The sequence below is a fragment of the Rhodopirellula sp. UBA1907 genome, from assembly GCF_002337565.1.
GTDB lineage: Bacteria > Planctomycetota > Planctomycetia > Pirellulales > Pirellulaceae > Rhodopirellula > Rhodopirellula europaea.
Genome location: NZ_DDGH01000101.1, coordinates 37,009 through 55,835, shown reverse-complemented (window position 1 = coordinate 55,835; position 18,827 = coordinate 37,009). Strand labels below are relative to the sequence as shown.

General features: G+C 56.0%; 14 protein-coding genes. 10 read left to right on the top strand and 4 right to left on the bottom strand.

The genetic code is table 11. The annotated features are described in order from the left end of the window. A partial coding sequence (locus tag B2R17_RS25115) for a beta-ketoacyl-[acyl-carrier-protein] synthase family protein (protein ID WP_286766170.1) occupies positions 1–672 on the top strand: 672 nt, incomplete at its 5' end. A gap of 173 nt (positions 673–845) precedes the next feature. Here B2R17_RS25115 and B2R17_RS25110 read toward each other — a convergent pair. Next, on the bottom strand, positions 846–2,039 hold the full coding sequence (locus tag B2R17_RS25110) for a polyprenyl synthetase family protein (RefSeq protein WP_286766169.1): 1,194 nt from the start codon (positions 2,037–2,039) through the stop codon (positions 846–848). 99 nt (positions 2,040–2,138) lie between these two features. Continuing rightward, positions 2,139–2,666, bottom strand: coding sequence for a cyclic pyranopterin monophosphate synthase MoaC (gene moaC, locus B2R17_RS25105; RefSeq protein WP_286766168.1), 528 nt, complete (start codon positions 2,664–2,666; stop codon positions 2,139–2,141). Positions 2,667–3,711: 1,045 nt separating this feature from the next. On the opposite strand from moaC, the gene B2R17_RS25100 reads away from it, so the two are divergent. The 3 genes from B2R17_RS25100 to B2R17_RS25090 all read left to right on the top strand — a co-directional run bounded on the left by B2R17_RS25100 (position 3,712) and on the right by B2R17_RS25090 (position 7,827). Continuing rightward, positions 3,712–4,284 carry a helix-turn-helix domain-containing protein gene (locus B2R17_RS25100; protein ID WP_007329551.1) on the top strand — a complete coding sequence of 191 codons (573 nt, stop codon included), beginning with the start codon at positions 3,712–3,714 and terminating at the stop codon, positions 4,282–4,284. Positions 4,285–4,824: 540 nt separating this feature from the next. Then, entirely contained in the window at positions 4,825–6,678 is a 1,854-nt protein-coding gene (locus tag B2R17_RS25095) for a SpoIIE family protein phosphatase (protein ID WP_008663046.1), read from the top strand. Between the two features lie 27 nt (positions 6,679–6,705). Next, positions 6,706–7,827, top strand: a complete 1,122-nt coding sequence (locus B2R17_RS25090) for a Gfo/Idh/MocA family protein (RefSeq protein ID WP_008663048.1) — start codon at positions 6,706–6,708, stop codon at positions 7,825–7,827. Between the two features lie 68 nt (positions 7,828–7,895). On the opposite strand, the gene B2R17_RS25085 is transcribed toward B2R17_RS25090, so the two are convergent. Continuing rightward, positions 7,896–8,813 (bottom strand): hypothetical protein, encoded by a 918-nt coding sequence (locus B2R17_RS25085; protein ID WP_008660532.1) that lies wholly within the window; start codon positions 8,811–8,813, stop codon positions 7,896–7,898. A gap of 390 nt (positions 8,814–9,203) precedes the next feature. Here B2R17_RS25085 and B2R17_RS25080 point away from each other — a divergent pair, with 390 nt between their 5' ends. The 3 genes from B2R17_RS25080 to B2R17_RS25070 all read left to right on the top strand — a co-directional run bounded on the left by B2R17_RS25080 (position 9,204) and on the right by B2R17_RS25070 (position 14,220). Continuing rightward, positions 9,204–9,764 carry a Uma2 family endonuclease gene (locus tag B2R17_RS25080; protein ID WP_286766167.1) on the top strand — a complete coding sequence of 187 codons (561 nt, stop codon included), beginning with the start codon at positions 9,204–9,206 and terminating at the stop codon, positions 9,762–9,764. A 78-nt stretch (positions 9,765–9,842) separates the two neighbouring features. Next, on the top strand, positions 9,843–10,241 hold the full coding sequence (locus tag B2R17_RS25075; protein ID WP_286766166.1) for a BlaI/MecI/CopY family transcriptional regulator: 399 nt from the start codon (positions 9,843–9,845) through the stop codon (positions 10,239–10,241). Position 10,242: 1 nt separating this feature from the next. Next, positions 10,243–14,220, top strand: a complete 3,978-nt coding sequence (locus B2R17_RS25070) for a M56_BlaR1_MecR1_like domain-containing protein (RefSeq protein ID WP_286766165.1) — start codon at positions 10,243–10,245, stop codon at positions 14,218–14,220. Positions 14,221–14,241: 21 nt separating this feature from the next. Here B2R17_RS25070 and B2R17_RS25065 read toward each other — a convergent pair whose 3' ends face one another. Next, on the bottom strand, positions 14,242–15,726 hold the full coding sequence (locus B2R17_RS25065) for a UvrB/UvrC motif-containing protein (protein ID WP_008663058.1): 1,485 nt from the start codon (positions 15,724–15,726) through the stop codon (positions 14,242–14,244). Between the two features lie 172 nt (positions 15,727–15,898). On the opposite strand from B2R17_RS25065, the gene B2R17_RS25060 reads away from it, so the two are divergent. The 3 genes from B2R17_RS25060 to thiC all read left to right on the top strand — a co-directional run. Continuing rightward, positions 15,899–16,342, top strand: a complete 444-nt coding sequence (locus tag B2R17_RS25060; RefSeq protein WP_008660526.1) for a hypothetical protein — start codon at positions 15,899–15,901, stop codon at positions 16,340–16,342. Positions 16,343–16,446: 104 nt separating this feature from the next. Beyond that, positions 16,447–17,463, top strand: coding sequence for a DUF4272 domain-containing protein (locus B2R17_RS25055; RefSeq protein WP_236615396.1), 1,017 nt, complete (start codon positions 16,447–16,449; stop codon positions 17,461–17,463). Positions 17,464–17,586: 123 nt separating this feature from the next. Further along, positions 17,587–18,827, top strand: a 1,241-nt coding sequence (gene thiC, locus B2R17_RS25050) for a phosphomethylpyrimidine synthase ThiC (RefSeq protein WP_286766164.1), incomplete at its 3' end; no start/stop codon positions are given.

Sequence of the window (18,827 nt, the reverse complement as noted above, 5' to 3'; positions counted from 1 at the left end):
CACAGCATGATTCACCCGTTCGGCGTGACCGGATTCAACCTGCTGACCGCCCTGAGCGAAAGCAACGACGATCCAACCAAAGCCAGCCGCCCCTTTGACGCCGGCCGCAACGGCTTTGTGCTGGGCGAAGGCTCCGCCATGGTTGTGCTGGAAGAACTCGAATCCGCCAAGAAACGCGGCGCGACGATCTACGGCGAAGTCGCCGGCTACGGCACCACAGCCGATGCCTATCGCATCACCGACATTCCACCGGACGGTCACGGCGGTATCGGGTCCATGCGAATGGCGATCGCCGACGCTGGACTCAACCCGTCTGACATCGGTTACGTCAACGCTCACGGCACCAGCACCAAAGTCAACGACCGCGTTGAAACCAAGGCTTGCCGCGAAGTGTTTGGCGAGCATGCCGAACAGACCCCCGTTAGCAGCACCAAAAGCATGATGGGCCACCTGATCGCGGCTGCGGGCGTGACGGAAATGATCGTCTGCCTAATGGCGATTCGCGATTCGGTTTTGCCACCGACAATCAACCAAGAAACGCCGGACCCGGATTGCGATCTGGACTACGTGCCCAATGAGGCTCGTCCTGCCGAAATCAAACACGCACTGAACAACAGCTTTGGCTTTGGCGGCCAAAACGTGACGCTGTGCCTGAGTCGCTTCGACGGCTAACGCATCATCCTGCGAGCTTTCCAGGTGAGCCGGACATCCAAGTCCGGCAATAGCCACTCAAACCGACGGACTCGGAAGCTCATCTCACTGTCTGGCACCAAGACAGACTGACACTGCGGCAGAATAACGGCGTCCGTGGCCTGTAGGGCCGACGCAAAAAATCCCGGCGTGATCTAGAACTTTCGATCGACCGCGAAATCGGCGATCGTCTTCAAAGACTCCAAGGCCGACGAAGGAGCGAATCCGCTGATCGCTTCGATGGCACTTCGGCGATAAGACTCGGCCACTTTGCGGGTGTAATCCGCCGCGTCGCTCTTTCGCAGCAACGGCATCACTCGCGCCAGCCGGTCTTCCGGCGGCAATCGCAACGCGTCCAACGCAGCGGTCGCGACCGTGGTGTCTTCGTGACGCAGCAACCGGATCAATGGCAACGTGATCTTGCCCTGCTGAAGATCGGTTCCCAACGTTTTGCCCACGTCGTCATCGTCACCCCACAAATCGAGGAAGTCGTCCGCGATTTGAAAGGCGATGCCCAGATCGTTGCCAAACCTAGCGAACGCTTCGACTTGGCCTTCATCGCCTCCGCTGAGATCCGCACCAATTTGACAGGACACACGAGTCAGCTCGGCAGTTTTACCGCGAATGATGTCGAGATAGGTCTCCTCGTCGATGTCCAGCCAATCGCGACCGAGCACCTGACGCAGTTCGCCCTCACAAACCTTTTGAGCCGCTTGACCAACCAAACGGCACGCCAACGTCGAAGGCAGTGTCGCGGCAAGATAGAAACTCTGAGCAAACAGATAATCCCCCAGCAGAATGCTGGTGTCGTCGTTCCAACGAGCGTTGATGGTCGGGACGTGTCGACGCGTCGCGGCTTTGTCCAAAACGTCGTCGTGGATCAGCGTCGCCGTGTGAACCATTTCGACGACTGTTGCCATCACGATGTGATCTTCGGTCGTCGCCAATTCTTCCGTCGTCAATGGATTTTTCGCCGTCCGGTCGGCGTGCATCGCGGCACCCGAAAGCAGCAACAGCGCCGGACGCAAACGTTTTCCGCCCAATTGCGTTCCATGGCGCAGAACAGGCACCAGGGCTTCGTAGCGTGATTGCAATTCACGGTGCAGACGAGCGTCGACGGCCACCAAAGATTCCACAATCGGTGCATAGATCGATCGAAGCGGACTGACTTCACCGGACGTTTCATGCGCACTGGAAACTGCATCCGACGAGGCGACGGATGAGTTGGAATCGGCCGTTCGCTTGGAGACGGTGGATTTCGAAGAGGGAGGGACCACAGACCGATCCATGACGCGACCAGTGAAACTAGACAAGAACAGAAAACCGCCAATCATCAGGCGAGAGGGCATTTCTGAATACCCCCGTACGACTTAAACCGAAGGCAAGCCCCAAGGACAACCTCGAAATCTCAGCTGAAATTCCATTGTTCTGATTCACTCAGGGCGAACTCAGGCTTGCTCGCCCGAGCCTCGGCGAAAGTCACCGCTCTTCCCACCGGATTTCGATTCCAATCGCACTTGGTCGATGACCATCGCTCGATCGACCGACTTCAGCATGTCGTACACGGTCAGTGCGGCGGTGCTGGCCGCGGTTAGACTTTCCATCTCGATACCGGTTTTCCCGGTCGTGCGAGCCGTCGCGGTGCATCGAAGCGTCTGGCGAGCGGCCGCGGCATCATCCGATTCGGATTCCTCCACCCAATCAAAGTCGATGGACACCGCTTCGATCGGGATGGCGTGGCACAACGGAATCAAATGCGACGTCCACTTTGCACCCGCGATTCCCGCCAACCTTGCCACGGCCAAAACGTCACCTTTCTTGGCGTCGCCCCGCCGGATCGATTCGGCTGCATCCGCCGACATGCGAATCCTCGCCGAGGCAACTGCCTGACGGACGGTGATGTCCTTGCCGGTCACGTCGACCATATGGACTTCTCCCGCGGCGTTGAAATGAGTCGAGCGTGGATCGGGTTTCATGGCAGAATCGAAGCGGCGATGACAGAAGTGGTAATGACAATCGGAGCGAGCTGGATGGCGGACTGACCGGCACGAAATCCATTGCGGTCGCATCAGCGTCGGTTTCGAGCAGTTTGAGCCGCATGCCACATGAGCACAACCAAAGCCGCATGCGCAATCGGAGTTGCTAGCCCCAATCGAACTTCACCGGAACGGCCTGACTGCACGCAAACGCGGTCCTGGCGGCTCGCACGATGATTCCGCCGCAGACGATGCCCGTCAGTTCCCAACTCGGGTGGGCGTGGGGAACCAAACCGTTATCCCCGGCATCCAATCAAAAAGATTTGGGAAAGTTTTTTTGCGAATGTTGATTGATGTTGACACGGAAAACACGTGATTCCAGCAGTCGATTCGCTGATAGTGATTGTTCGCGATGAATCACATTAAAGAGTTGACCCGGATTTACTCGACACTATGTCTCGGAAGGGAGCAGTTTGGCTTCGGCTGAAACGCTCCCGGACACCCAGGGGGGAATTCTGGGAAACGGTGCTTCGGTGTCTCACCGCCGCGGGAAGGGTTCGTCATGACGATGGACCACGATTGCACAGGTGATTCCTAGCACTGCCAACGGGCGATCTCAGCCGATCGTTCCGCACCAACAAATCGTATTGCATGAACCACGTGTCAGGATGACTCGTGGGGAATGAAACGAGTGCGATGTTGCGGAACGCTGGGCCGAGTGTCACTTGATGGCTTTCTGTGTTCTTCCCGCCGATTGCAAACCCATGCAGTCGTTTGAACAGACTCATTACATTTTCATCGCGAGAATCCCGAATCGGAAAGCGTTCAGCAGGACGCGAGCCGGCAGGCCCAGACCCAGCGTTTGACAACCTCACCCACCATCAATCGAAGCACGACCCACCGTGAACAGATTGGTTCCCAACGAGAGTTTCGTTGAGAGCGTGTGGATGAGAACGGAGAGCGAAACAAGGGCCACAGGGGCAATGGTTACCGACGCACCATTGTTCCAAGGGAAGAATCAACGAGGCGTTTTGGAGCACCTAGTATGAAGGTCTTCACAACTGGACAGGTCGCCAAGATCTGTAAAGTTGCCCCACGAACTGTTAGTAAATGGTTCGATTCGGGGCGTTTGAAAGGCTACCGCATTCCTGGATCGCAAGATCGACGGATCCCGCGGGAGTATTTGATCAAATTCTTGAAAGAGCATGGTATGCCCTTGGGCGACCTGGAAGACGAAGCGATGGCAAAGTGCCTGATCGTCGCCCAGGACCAAGTTCTCATCGAGAACCTGAAGCGTGAATTGCCACCCGAGAAATCGTTCAAAGTCGCTGTTGCAGCCAGCGGATTTGAAGCCGGCATTCAAGCCGAAAGCTTCAATCCAGACTGCATCATCGTGGACTTTTCGATCGGTAAAATCGAAGCGGTTCAGATTTGCCAAAACCTGCGAAAGAACATCGATTTCACTGATATCGTGTTGATTGCGTTGCTGCCAGATGATGGCCAACCAATGAGCTTCGATCGCAGCAGCATCAACGAAACGTTCAAAAAACCGTTCGACGCCCACTTGTTGGCAGAACGTTTGCGAACCCTCGTCGGAGCAAAGAAGGAGTTGGTCTAAGACCGACTCAGAAGGGCCTTTGTGCCACCCCGCCTCGACGCCCTTCATGCGAACCCGCTCGCATGGAGGGCGTTTTTCGTTGGCCTGGTGCCCTTTTGGCAACCTGCTGCACTTGCGGTGACTTGCACCCAAAATTGACCATCCGCTGCGATCTTCACGGCCCGATGGCGTCCACGGCTCCCGTTTCGGTTGAGCTTGGAATCGACGATTGAAATCGACAACCAGACACGAATCATTGATCGTGGTCCGCGTTTCGGTGAACTCGGCAACGATCGATCGCTGTGCAGATCCTCTCGATGGCCGCGTCGGACCTGCCGATCATTGCGTTGGGCCTCCAACAAGACGCGTGAATGAATGCACAATCCGCTCTGCCGTTCCGAGATCGCCCTGCCAGGGTCGCCTCGTTTTGGGTTCTGGTTGGAGCGGCTACACTAACGCGTCGCGACGGACAAAGATCCATTGCATCCTTGATCCGCTAAAACAGCTTTAGTGAAATTGCGAGTTCTCGCGAGCCGTGCCCGCCTTCCACTCATTCATCTCATGGCCCACCTCACTTCTTCCATCGACGGCAATCCCTCGGGCACCTTCCAATTGGACCGAGACGAAATGCAGGTCGGTCGCCATCCCGATTGCGACATCGTGGTCGACGCCGGGGCGGTCAGTCGCTACCACGCGAAAATCACGAAGAAGGGCAATGAATTCGCGGTCGAAGACGCCGGCAGTCGAAACGGAACGTTCGTCAACGGCCAACTCCTGTCGCGACCGCATGTGCTCTCCGAAGGTGACCGGATCCGAATCAGCGAAGTCATGCTTGTCTTTCATGGCGACGAAGTCCCCGGTTTCGCCAGCGGAAGTGGCAGCGGTGAAATGACCTTCGACGGATCCAACTTTGGGATCCTGATGGTCGATGAGACTCACGCCAAGCAGATCACCGGCCCCAAAGTCGAATTCCGATCGGGCGACGACGGCCTGAAGATGTCAGCGACTGCGGAAGCCAAGCTGGCCGCACTGATCGCAATCAACAGCAACCTGACCGGCGCGATTTCCGTCGATGATGTGCTGCCCAAAGTGCTGTCCAGTTTGTTTCAAATCTTTCCCTCAGCCGACCGCGGTTTTGTGGTCATGGAGACACCCGACGGAGCACTGGTTCCGCGCTGGGTCCAACTGCGAAACAAAACCGACGACACGGAAACGATTCGCATCAGCCGAACGATCATTCGCCAAACGATGGAAACGGGTCACACGATCTTGTCGCTCGACGCAATGGATGACAGCCGGTTCGATAGCAGCGAATCGATCGCTGACTTTTCGATCCGTTCGATGATGTGCGCACCGCTTCACGACGAAGACGGCAATGCCATCGGCGCGTTGCAAATCGACTCCACTCAAGGTCGCGGTCAATTCCGAGACGAGGACATTGACCTGCTGACCGGTATCGCCGCCCAAGCCAGCGTCGTGATCAACAACGCTCGCATGCACGAACAAGCCCTGCGGCAACAAGAGGTCGAACAAGATCTCAAGCTCGCGACGGAAGTGCAGCGTGCCTTCCTTCCCGCGGAAGCGCCCCAGGTTCCGACGTACCACCTCGAGAGCTTCTACCAAGCTGCCAACCACATCGGTGGCGACTATTTTGATTACGTCGACTTGCCGGACGGGCGTCTCGCAGTCGTTGTCGCGGATGTTGTCGGTCACGGTGTCGCCGCGGCGATGTACATGGCCAAACTCTCCGCTGAAACTCGGTTCTGTCTCGCTAGCGAACCCGATCTCGCTCGCGCGGTGGAACGACTCAACGATCGCATGAGTGCTCTCGAAGTCCAACGCTTCGTGACTTACCTGCTGGTGGTGATCGACCCTCAATCCAACGAACTCAAAATCGTCAACGCAGGCCATATGCCTCCAATCGTTCGCGATGCGGTGTCAGGCAAAATCAGCGAACCCGGCGACGAAGATTCGGGACTGCCTATCGCGATTGACGAAGGCATGGAATATGCGGTGACCACTGTCCCAATGCATGCCGGCGATCTGGCGTTGATGTACACCGACGGATTCAGCGAAGCACTCAACGCAAAAGAAGAGGAGTGGGGCACCGATCCACTTCGTCAAATTGTGATTGAAGCGACTCCTTCCGACGAAGACGACGAACCTCTGGCCAAAGTGGTCAAGAACGAAATCGTTCGTCAAGCGTTTGAGCACATGGGCGGCGCGGTGCAGTTCGACGACATGTGCATGGTAATCATCGAACGAACCGAAGACGCCGCTGCGGGTGCGCCCCGATCCCAACCGGCCGCTGCCCAGTCGGATGAAGGCGAACCGCAAGTCTCCAAACAATCTGAAACGATCAACGAGCTGGACATCAACGATACCTTGCCAGCCGATTTGTCCGAAAATCACTGAACATCTTTTAACAACCACCATTCAAATATGACCAAGCCAATCTGCCGCTGGGGAATCCTAGGCGCAGCGAACATCGCCCGCAAAAATTGGAAAGCCATCCGGATGAGCGGGAACGGAGTTGTCACCGCTGTCGCCAGTCGAGATGTACAGCGAGCCGAAGGCTTCATTCACGATTGCTCGCTTGAATGTCCTCCCGTGATCACGGGAGCAGACGGTTCGGCCGAACTGACTCGCCCCGAGGCCATCGGTGACTACCAAACCTTGCTGGACCGCGACGACATTGACGCGGTTTACATCGCGTTGCCGACGACTTATCGCAAGAAATGGGTTCTCGCCGCTGCCGCTGCGGGCAAGCACGTCATCGCCGAAAAACCTTTCGCGGTCCATGCTGACGACGCCATCGAAATGGCCGATGCCTGTCGTGAAGCAGGTGTCAACTTGATGGACGGCGTGATGTTTGATCACTCCAGCCGATTGCCTGAGCTGAAGCACACGCTGACCGACCCCGTCGCCTTTGGCGACCTCAAGCGGATCCAAACGCATTTCTCATTCTGCGGTGATGACTCGTTCGAAGAAGCCAACATTCGCGCCAGCGCCGATCTCGAACCACATGGCGCACTCGGCGACCTCGGTTGGTACTGCATTCGGTTCACGCTCTGGGCTGCCGGCGACCGATTGCCAACCGCCGTCAGTGGCCAATCGACGGTTCGCTTGGACGAAGGCCGCGTGCCAGGCGAATTCCAAGGTGAGATGCGTTTTGATGACGGACTGACCGCCGGCTTCTTCTGTTCGTTCTTTTGTGTCAACCAACAAACCGCAACCCTCTCGGGCAACCGCGGCTACGCAACGTTGAACGATTTTGTATTGCCTTTCAACGGATCAGAATGCAGTTGGGAGACACACCAACACGAGTTGATCATCGACAATTGCCGTTGGAACTTTGGCGAGCACAGTCGCAAGCACGGCGTCACCGAACACGCGAGCGGTGAAGCGGACTCACAGGAAACTCGAATGTTCCGGCACTTCGCTGATGAGGTCTTGCATGGCCGAGTCGAAACTCGCTCATCCGAGATTGCGGTCAAGACTCAACAAGTTCTTGACGCACTGCGTCGCAGCGATGCCGACGAAAGCCGCTGGGTCACGTTGTAGCAATCGGCTCAACCCACGCTGGCAGCCCACGTCGCAATCGCCCTCAGCCGATTGCCCCTGCCTTCAGATCAGCTTGGCTTCTCGTAAAACTTGCTGATGTCGAGTTCCTGCTTTTGCTCTTGCTCCATCAATTTCAAACGTGATTCCAAACGTTCGATTCGGCGGAGCAATTGTGGGATCGTGTCGCGATCTTCTGTCACACGAACGGGGCGTGGCACTGGTGGATAACCCAAGTGCCGCTGCATCGCACCGAACAAATACACCGGATCTTTGCGTCGGTTCGCGAGCGCGATGCGACCTTCTTTTTCGCCAAACAGAAACGGTCCTTTCTGACTGACGTCTTGGTCGATTTCGATCAGCCGACGGCGATACTCTTCGCTGCTTAAAAACAGCAAGTCAGCCAGATCGACCAAACCGACTTGGGCACGCAAATTCAGCAACCACTGAGACCAAGCCTGGTCGTAAACCGGATCCTTGCTCATCGCCAGCAATCCCGCGTCATACCCCAGTCGATTTCGCGAAAGCGTTTCAAACTGAAAGAAGAAGAAGCCACAACGGCAATGCTGCACGATTGCTTCTGGAGTGGCGGGTCCGCGATGATGCGAATCCGCTCGAGCGGGTGGAATCGAATTCGATTCGATCGCTTCCATTTGCTCACTGAACTGAGAACGCAACTTCGCATCGGCCTGCAAGATCTGCAAAGCCAAGTGAATGGTGAATCGCCCGGCTTCTTCTTCGGACTCATTGACCAGATAAGTCTGAAAGGGCGAGAAGTAATGCGACAGTCGCTCCATCGCCGGCCCCATCAAACCGGTGTGCCGCAGTTCTGTCAGCATGAATTCGATCGCCATCGGCAAACGAGTGGTCGCAAGCAGTTCGTGCCGCAACTGCTCCAGCAACTCCTGCATCGGAGTCTGCTCAGCGATGCGTTGTCGTAGCAGATCGAACAAGTACGCTTGTTCAACATATTCAGAGTGCGGCAGCATCAAGAGTCTTCAAAGAGAAGCATGTATTCGTTTCCAATAGCTTAGCGGATAAGCGGCCAACTCGAATCCGCCCGTCAAAGTAGCGCCCCGGCAATTCTCTGCAGAACGCCGCCCGTGGCAGAGGCCGTGCAGTTTTTGATACCGCTTTTCGGCAGATTTCCACATGGCGTACCTCTCCCGAAACGAAGTTTGGGGAGAGCGATATACTAGGCCGAGCGACGCCGTCCAGGCGTACGCGAGGGTGAGGGCCGGGCATGAGAAGTGAGGCGTGTTCCCCTTCCTTGGAAAGCTCGCATACGTCCGTCCGGCATCACTCCCGCCTTGGCTTCATCCTCGACGTTACAATAGCAGGCAGGGTTTTGTCGGATGTGTCAAAGGAGAACAAGCGAGATGAGTACGGCACTGCAATTGTCACTCGAAGAATACGACCGGATGATTGCTGCGGGAGCATTCGTCGGCATGGACCGGCACATCGAATTGATTCGTGGGGAGTTGCGCCAGATGAATCCAGCAGGACCGGTTCACGGGGATCTGATCATGTACTTACTTGATTGGTCTCACGATCAGGCGGATCGCTCCGCATTTCTTGTAACCGGTCAATCTGGCGTGAACATGCCCGAAGTGGGCAGTCGTCCCGAACCGGACGTGTTCTGGATCCATCGCAGGCGTTACCGCGACCGACATCCTGGAGTGAGTGATGTTGTTCTCGCGATTGAGGTTGCCGATTCCAGCTTGCAGTATGACTTGGGCGAGAAAGCAGACTTATACGCCGAGGCAGGACTCTCCGAGTACTGGGTCGTCGATGTACCGCATCAGCGACTGCACGTGATGCGTGAGCCAAACGGCAAGGCTTACAACCATCGCAAAATCTTTCAGCTTGGCGATTCAGCCTCTCCGTCGATCCAAACCACCGCGACCCTGGACCTGCAAGATTTATTTGAGGGTGAATAAAAACGCTTGACGCCGCCCACCGCATGCCAATACATTGACATGTGTTAATTCATTAACACGTGCGGTACATCATTGGCAATGGCGAAAAAAAAACCAGCTGAACCTCCCAAACTAGGCGCCCGAGAACGGCAAATTTTGGATGCCGTCTATCACCTTGGGCAGGCTTCGGTCACTGATGTGAGGTCGCAACTGAACGACCCGCCGAGCTACTCCTCCGTTCGCACGATGATGGGAATCCTGGAAACAAAAGGATTCCTGCAACGCCATCGTGATGGAGTTCGTCATCTCTATTCGGCAACTCGCTCTCGCGAGAAAGCAGGGCGTTCGGCTTTGACGCATTTGATGTCGACGTTCTTCGAAGGCTCCGCCAGCAAGATGCTCGCCGCCTTGCTAGACGAATCCGCGTGCCAATTGTCCGACGAAGAATTGGCTCAACTCCAACAATCCATCGACCAAGCTCGCAAGCAAGGGAACTGACATGTCACTCAGCGACTGGATGTTCAACGTGTCTTTGAAATCATTCGTCGTGATGGCGATCGTGACCTTGATGGCATTGGTGTTTCACCGTTCCTCCGCAGCTGTTCGACACCGAATCTGGACACTCGGATTGTGCGGGACTCTCGGCATCCCTTTGCTCACTTGCCTGTTACCGAGCTATCGAGTCGCTGTTCTGCCGCCGACATACGTTGCGGAGGCCGCAACAACAGCCTCGACCGATTCAATGGCTGATTCAACCGGAATGGTTGAACCGCTTCTTGTTGGCGAGCCCCCGCCGCAGCCACCCAATGCGATGCCCGATGCAACCATCGTCGATGCTGCGTCCATGACAGAACCAACGCATCAACCAGACGTTGCGTCGGCACCGCGAACTCCGACGCCGCCCGTGGTTCAAATGCCCACAGCAAGCGATTCGTGGTGGATTGTACTGTACCTGATTGGTACCACTGTGTTGTTGACAACTTGGTTGCTTCGTCAATTTCGGACGCTGAGCTGGATCTCCAAAGCTCAACCTGTTGACGAACCAAATGTGCTCTCATTGTTGTCAGAAATTCGCAAAGATTGGATGGAGCGAAACGCCTCGAGCCGATCTCCACAAGTCTCGCTGTTGCACCGAGAAGATCTATCGATGCCATGTGCAGCAGGAATATTTCGACCAGTCATTCTCCTTCCGACCGAATGTTTGACTTGGCCGCAAGAACGCCTGAGGTCAGTCCTGCTTCATGAGCTGGCTCATGTTGATCGGCGTGATTTGCTGACTCAATCATTGGCCGAGATCTGCCGTGCTGTCTACTGGTTCAATCCTTTCGTCTGGCTCGCCGTCGCACGGCTGCATGTTGAACGCGAACAGGCTTGCGATGATCACGTCCTTCGCTCGGGCGTTGTTGCCAGCGAATACGCCGAAACACTGCTCGATGTCGCACGTGATTATCGCCGCTCCCATCATGCGATCGGACTCGCAATGGCACGCCCGAACGCTTTGCAACAACGCATCGTCTCACTGCTGGATGCGACACGATCACGCATCGCAGTCAACCGATCCGTTGCACTTGGCGTGCTGGTTGCCATCACAATAGTCAGCGGTGCGGTCTCTGTCTTGCGTCCCAGTTCGATGGCAGATGAACCAACAATAGTCGCCGAACAAACAGAGGAACTCGAAGTCCAAACCCGTGGCACTGGGGCTTCGACGGAGGTCCTTTTGCGTGGAACGGTGGTTGATTCGCAAGGCAACCCTGTTCCCGATCCACAAATCGAAATATCGCTTCAACTCGTGCATGGCAACAAACGCCTCAAGCCAACGATCAGTGGCAATTCCTTCAAGACTTGGCTGCCTGCCTCAGGTTTGAGTTGGTACAACCTCCGTGTGGATGTTCGCCGAGATGGCACCAGCGACGAACGCGCTTTTCACCATGTCAGTCGCCGTGAACTCCGTGGCCTCCTCGAAGATGGCTTGAACGTTCAACTGCAACGCCCAACAGGCTTCACCGAGATCCATGTCACCGAGAAGAACCAGCCTGTTCCAAACGCAGACGTGCAGGTTCAAATCGCATTCGGTCGAACCGCTCGCGAGAAAACCGACCGCAACGGGATGGCTCGAATCGGTCTCTACGAAAACAAAAGGCTGTCGTCCATCACGGCGTGGACCGCGGACCATCGCGTCGGCGGCTATCAATTCAGTCGCCAACCCGTGCGAGATGGCAACTCCCCGGTTCACTATGTTGAACTGTCAAAGTGTCGTGACCAAACCATCCGCATGGTTGACGAAGATGGCAACGGTATCGAGGGCGTTGAATTCCGAATGCATTTGGCAACTCCAGTACCGTACGTCAACTACATCGGCACGACCGATCAGTGGGAATTGAAGACGGATTCAAATGGTGAAGCCGTTTTGAAATATTTCCCGGATTGGCCGGAGGTCTATCGCTACGCCGAACTGCTCAGCCAAGATTGGTTCATTCTGAAAAAAGCGACTCCTGTCGATGACGCACTGGTCATCAAACTCAAACGTCGTGTCAAGCGTCACCGTGTGATGGGAAGTCTCAAGGGTGACCAGGTCAACTTGGCCGGCTTCAATGTACAAGCCGGAACTTTCCAGGCAGAAACGGAAGGTCATAGCGAGCAACTTTTCGCGATCACCGATTCCCAGGGACACTTTTGGATTGACGTGCTTCCCGGAGCGACGTACAGCGTTCGCATCAACGACTCGATTTTGATCAGTGACTATTCCGACGTGCTCGCGTTCGATCCAGAAACCTCGCAAGTCAATGCACCTGAACTCACCCTGCAAGAAGGTGTCGTGGCAAAGGCCAAATTGACCGCTGGCAAGGATCGGACACCTATCGCGAACGCAAGCGTATCTTTTCGGGAAAAGCACCGGTACGAATGGATGGAAGATGGAGAATCCCGCACGGGTGTCACTGGGCGAAGCACTTGGGCAACCACGAACAAGGATGGAGTCGCAAGAATGCTCGTACTTCCCGGCGCCGTGGAAGTTTCAGCTTCTCAAAACGACTGGCGAAGTTCAGCTCGCATTGACGCTGCAAAGAACGGAGAGAACTTTGCTGAACTTCACCGAGAAGTTGCCGAGTCGAGATTGGTGACGGGAAAACTGATGCTGGCAGAAAATGCTGATGCCTCCTTGAACGACTGCGAGCTGACCATCGGCGCCCTTGATGGCAAAACTCGGGACAAACGATTGATCCGGCTCAACGGCGTCACAACGTTTTCTTTCACAACAGCGGCAACCAAACTTGGAGTTGGCGCCGTCACCGATGATGAGCGATTCGCAGGCGTCACCATCGCCGAAGATCTCTCGCAACCGATCGTTGTCACGATGCATCCGACACAGCCCCTTCACGGTCGCGTGACGAATTCAGAAGGATCTCCTGTTGCCGGTCAAAAGATCACCGCGATCGGGAACATACGCGACCCAACCGCTCCTCAAACAGTTGATCCATTCGGTGCGGTCACGTTCCCCTCTCGAATAAGACTTGTGAAGCGGATCGCAACTTCGGATGCCGATGGCAACTATGTCATCACCGGTCTGCCGTGTTTTGTGACCACCACAATCTACGCCGAAGGCCAGGACTGGCGGCTCGACCAAGTCTATCTGCAACCCGGCGAAAAACGTCCGCCGTTGGTTTCAAGACTTCAAAGCACAACCCAGTCAAAAGCACCCCGCAAACCCATCGCCCTACGTTGGTCAACTCTGATGCGAGACTGCCGACTGGGTGGCTACCGTCCAATGGTCATTCTCTCCCAAGACAATGCCGAAATGAATCAGTTCATAGGTGATCACCTCTTGAACTATCGAAAAAATCGCGCTGCTGCGAAGTTCATGACACTGACTTACCATCCCAATCCCGCTGACGCCCGTTTCGCAGCGACTCAGAACTGGACCGTTCCCAGTGAAAACAAACTCACTGCAATTGCCTACGACAAATCCGGAACGGAAATCGGACGCGAAACGTTTGATGTCGGCGATCCGAGCAGCGTCGCTCAAGCATCAGCATTCCTGAGTCAACACGCTCTGGAGAATGTTGACATGGAAAAAGCTTGGAACGAAGCGTTCGCCGTGGCAAAGAAAACGGACCGACGAGTTTGGGTGCGATTGAGCGGACGCTACTGCGGTCCATGCTTCACATTCGCTCGCTGGCTGGATGACCACAGCGACGTATTGAGCAAGGACTTTGTAATGCTGAAAGTGGAGCAGGGTACGAGTTCAGAGAACAGTGAAATCGTGAATCGCTTGACCGATGGAAATCATGTTGGCATCCCGTTTCACGCCATGTTCTCCGCCGACGGGACCAGGATCATCGACAGCAAGGGTCCCTTGGGAAACATCGGATCTGTGTCGGGACTTGAAGGCAAACAACACCTGAGAAAGATGATGGAAGCTTCCTGCCAACGCATCTCACCCAGCGAAATCCAATCGGTGATATCGAGTCTTGAAGACTGACCAAAAGAGTGCCGACGCAGCTCACAGCGCATCCGCGCGATGGTGCGATAGTCGGTGGTAGCGTCTGCCGGCACCTTCCGGCTGAAACGTTTGCTTCAGTTCACCGCGATGCTTGCGGAACCAAGATGCGACGACAGCCACACTGTGCGGCTGATCGACTCGCACACGTTGATGCCGCGACCCCAGCAAGGACTGCCACTTCTTTAGCGTCGGCCGTAGAAGCTGGTATTGGTCCCGGTCCTTGGGAGCAGAAGCGACATCAATGATCTCACCACTTCGAACCAAATACCAAATTGAACAAGCGTCGTATCCCGTCGCGGCATACACAAACGAAAAATCACGTCGCGCATCGGCCAAGTGACCTAATTTGCGTGAAGCGTATTGCAGCGACTTCAGCGTGTCGCGGGCTCGCGACGCCAATTCGTATTGCTGGTTCGCCGAAGCAGACTCCATCAATTCGCGGACGGCGACCAAGGGCTCGTCGTTGAATCCGTCCAAAAAACTTTGCGCAGCGTTCACTCGTTGAACGTATTCGTCTCGAGAACACGCTGCCGCACATGGGCCCAGGCAAGTGCCAATTTCAAGACGAAGACATCCGGGTCGCGGACTCAACTCAAAGAGCGACAACTGGTCCTGGTACTGAAAGACAGTTTGCTGACTGCAGTCACGAAGCTGAAACGTCTTGTTCAGCGCGTCCACCACCGATCGCATTCTTTCGGCACCATAGAATGGTCCTTCGATGGCAACGCAATCGGTTGCCGGCGGTGAACTGGCCAGGAAGAACGTTTCCGCTGGCTTTCGTCCCAAGCACAAATAGACCGGACGATGCCGATGAGGAACGCCCTGAACATTGAACCGCGGTGTCCAACGTCGAATCAATTGCAGCTCTCGCAATTGAGCGGCGAAATCGCTGGGCTGGGTTTCCCACTGGATGGCTCTCGAGTTCTCGATGATACGACCACCCTTTTCTTTGCGTGCGGCCTCACCGAAGTAACTCAGCAATCGGTGTCGCAACGACCGACTCTTGCCAACATAGATCAGCTCGCCATGCCGATCGAACATTCCGTAGATACCCGGAACCGGCGGGCATAGGGTGCGGACCTTCGACCTCAGCCCCTTTCGATCACTGGCACCCACCATGTCACCGGGACGGCCACCGTAGGGGTCCAGCGAATCAGGCCCAAAGCCTTCGATCAGATGGGAGGAAATGGCGGGGACCGGAACACGTACACCCGAAGGACAATGATCGAGGTGACCTGACGGACGTTGCCGCGTGGCACTGTCAGTAACGGGTTCGCCGCTGGAATCACTAGCCAGCTCGTACCCGGCGACGGCCTCACCGACCTGGGTGGCGTCATTCGCCCGGTCGCTGGCCTCTTCCCCAGGATTCGCGTCAGGAGTTTCGGCAACCTCCCCACCCATTTCATTCAACAGGTCAGCGGGCTGTGAATGCCGCTTCTTACGTCCTTTGCGTTTGGTCACCATCCTGATTTCGCCACCATCCATGTGAAAGCGTCGCCGGCAAATTCACCGCGAACCCTCTAATTATGCCACTTTCACCAGGGCTCTCCAAGCGGAATTTGACGCAGCACTGCGGCGGGGACTTCTCTTTCTAGGCATTTTCGTGTTCAATACCGGACTTCCCTTTCACCCCTCACAAGCTGCGCCCTGACGCTTTATGGCTACCGAGCAAACCGAAGATACGCCCCAAGAAGAAACCCCCGTCGAAATCGTTCTGCGCTACAACAAAGACGATACCGACGAGCATGGCTTCGCGTCGGTTTGGAATGTTGCTTCGGCCACCTGTGACGGCGATACCGCCCGGACTCGCGACATGGCGGGACGAATGCTTGGTTTCCTTTGCAAAAAGGACTACGAGCACGTTGTCTGCAGCTCGACCGATGCGGCTTACCTCGACGAATGGTTCGAACGCGACAAAGCGATCCTGTACAACTGGAAAGCCGACAGCGAAACGACCGATGCGATCACCCAGCACGCTTATGTGCCCGCCGCGGCGATGATCAGCTTCTTGAAACGAGAAAAGTTCAAACCGACCGCAAACTACAGCCCGCGTCGTGCTGACCGCGTGGCTTGGTTCCAAGAAAAGTGGGGCCTCGGCTGAGCCCGATGGGCAATCCGTCCGAGCCTTCATCTGCTTCGGTCCACTTCGCCATTTCGACGGTTCGCGTTCCCGCGAACCCTGCTGAGATTGAGTCGGATTGGAACGTGACTGAACTTGCCCCCGAGGCAACCGAAGACCTGCTGGAAGAATGCTGGGAACAGATTGATTCCCCGAATCAATCTCCCAATCCGCTGGCGGCACTCCTGCAGCGTCACCTGCAACGCACCCGGCACGTCTTTCGCCTGGAATCGCCCGAAAATTCGCAGGCGAGCTTTCCCGCGTCCAACTGGCAAGATTGGGCCTGGACTGCCAATGCTCTTTGGTGGACCCCCGAAAGCAACGGCAAACCAGCGACGCTGAACGATCCTGCCGGGCGACAATTGCACGGCCCTGGGAATTTCGATGCCGAAGCGCAGATTCCTTTTCTTCCGGAATCCCGACAGCGACGCCTCGAGTCAGAAACCGTCCTGCGAAACCGCAATCTCGACCCAGTCGACGGCACCGCTCCTCTGCCCAGCAGCAGCGAAACCGAAACCTTTGCACCTGCGATCGCGGCCAAGCGAATGCTGGGACTGTTTGCGGTTGCGGCTCGAGCCGAAGCGATGGCCAACAACCAAACGCTCGACTTGGACCGGGTCCGCGAGCGATCCCCGTTGGCCGCAGAAGCGCTAACACCCGCCGAGAAAGATTTCTTCGACCTCGTTTCGCCTCCTGCTGAAATGGTCGACACCGCCGCATGGCGTTACGAGTCGCTGCACACACTGCAGTGGGCCTTGCAAATGCAACCGGACCTCGATTGGCCCGATGAACGCTGTGACCTTGCCAGCGTGCTTCGCTTGATCCTGTCGCTACCGCACGAAGACCTGATCAAACACGCCATCCTGCGGCCAATGGAAGAGCTACTTCAAGCTGCTGATTTGCATGTTTGCTTGTGGTGGAAACTCGCGGTTGAAGGAGCAGCGGGACGAGACATTCCCGGTGGACTGGATCCCGGAGTGGTTGCTGAACGCGTGCACGCCCTCACCTGGCTGCTGCAGCTTTCCGGCAGTGTTCCCGAGGAAGCCGCTGATATGTCCTGGGATCAAGTGGGCCGCGAAATCGAACGTGGCATCGTCGGCTAACTGTCTTCCAAATCGTTGGCTTAACCTGCCCGAGTCGGCTTTTTGCGGCCTACTCGATGCACCGGTGCTGACGTATAACTTTTACCAACCCATTCGCACTCCGAATTCCTGAGTTCTAATCGCATGACCCAGCTGCTGTCTGCCCGCGCGGGCGAAATCACCCCCGAAATGGAATACGTCGCCAAACGCGAAGACCTGCCGGTCGAGCTGATTCGCGATGAAGTCGCCTCGGGCCGCATGGTGATCCCAGCCAACAAAGTCCACGCGGCTGGTGCTTTGGAACCGATGGCGATCGGCATCGCTGCCAAGTGCAAAATCAACGCGAACATCGGCAACAGCGCCGTGACCAGCAACGTTGGCGAAGAACTTGAAAAGCTCCACACCGCGGTCCACTTCGGTGCCGACACGGTCATGGATTTGTCGACCGGCAAAGACATTGACAACATCCGCCGTCAAATCATCGACAAGAGCCCCGTTCCAATCGGAACCGTGCCGATCTACCAAATGCTGGAAGAGCTCGGCGGAAATATCGAAGACATGAACGCTCAACACTTCTTGGACATGGTCGAGCACCAGGCCAAGCAGGGCGTTGACTACATGACGATTCACTGCGGTGTCAAACTGGAACACCTGCACCTGACCGTCAATCGCGTGACCGGTATCGTCAGCCGCGGTGGATCGCTGATCGCCAAATGGATGATGGCTCACAACAAGCAAAACCCATTGCTGGAAGCCTTCGACGATCTTTGCGACATCATGCGTGAGTACGACGTGACCTGGTCGCTCGGCGATGGACTGCGTCCTGGGTCGATCGCAGACGCTTCCGACGACGCTCAGTTCGCCGAACTGGACGTTCTCGGTGAATGCACCAAACGCGGTTGGGAAAAAGGCACGCAGGTCATGGTTGAAGGACCAGGACACATTCCTTTGGACCAAATCCAAATGAACATCGAGCGGCAAATCGAAGTCTGCCACGGTGCTCCGTTCTACGTTTTGGGCCCATTGGTCACCGACATCGCTCCTGGTTACGACCATATCACCAGCTGCATCGGTGCGGCCAATGCCGGCATGCACGGTGCCGCCATGTTGTGCTACGTGACCCCCAAAGAGCACCTGGGTCTGCCAAACGAGGAAGACGTCAAGCAAGGCGTGATTGCATACAAGATTGCCGCCCACACCGCTGACGTCGCACGCAAACGCAAAGGCGCCCAAGATCGTGATGACGCCCTTTCGAAAGCTCGATTTGCATTCGACTGGAAAGAGCAATTCCGTTTGTCGCTTGATCCTGAAACAGCTCAGCGATACCACGACGAAACACTTCCTCAAGACACCTTCAAGAGCGCCCACTTCTGCAGCATGTGCGG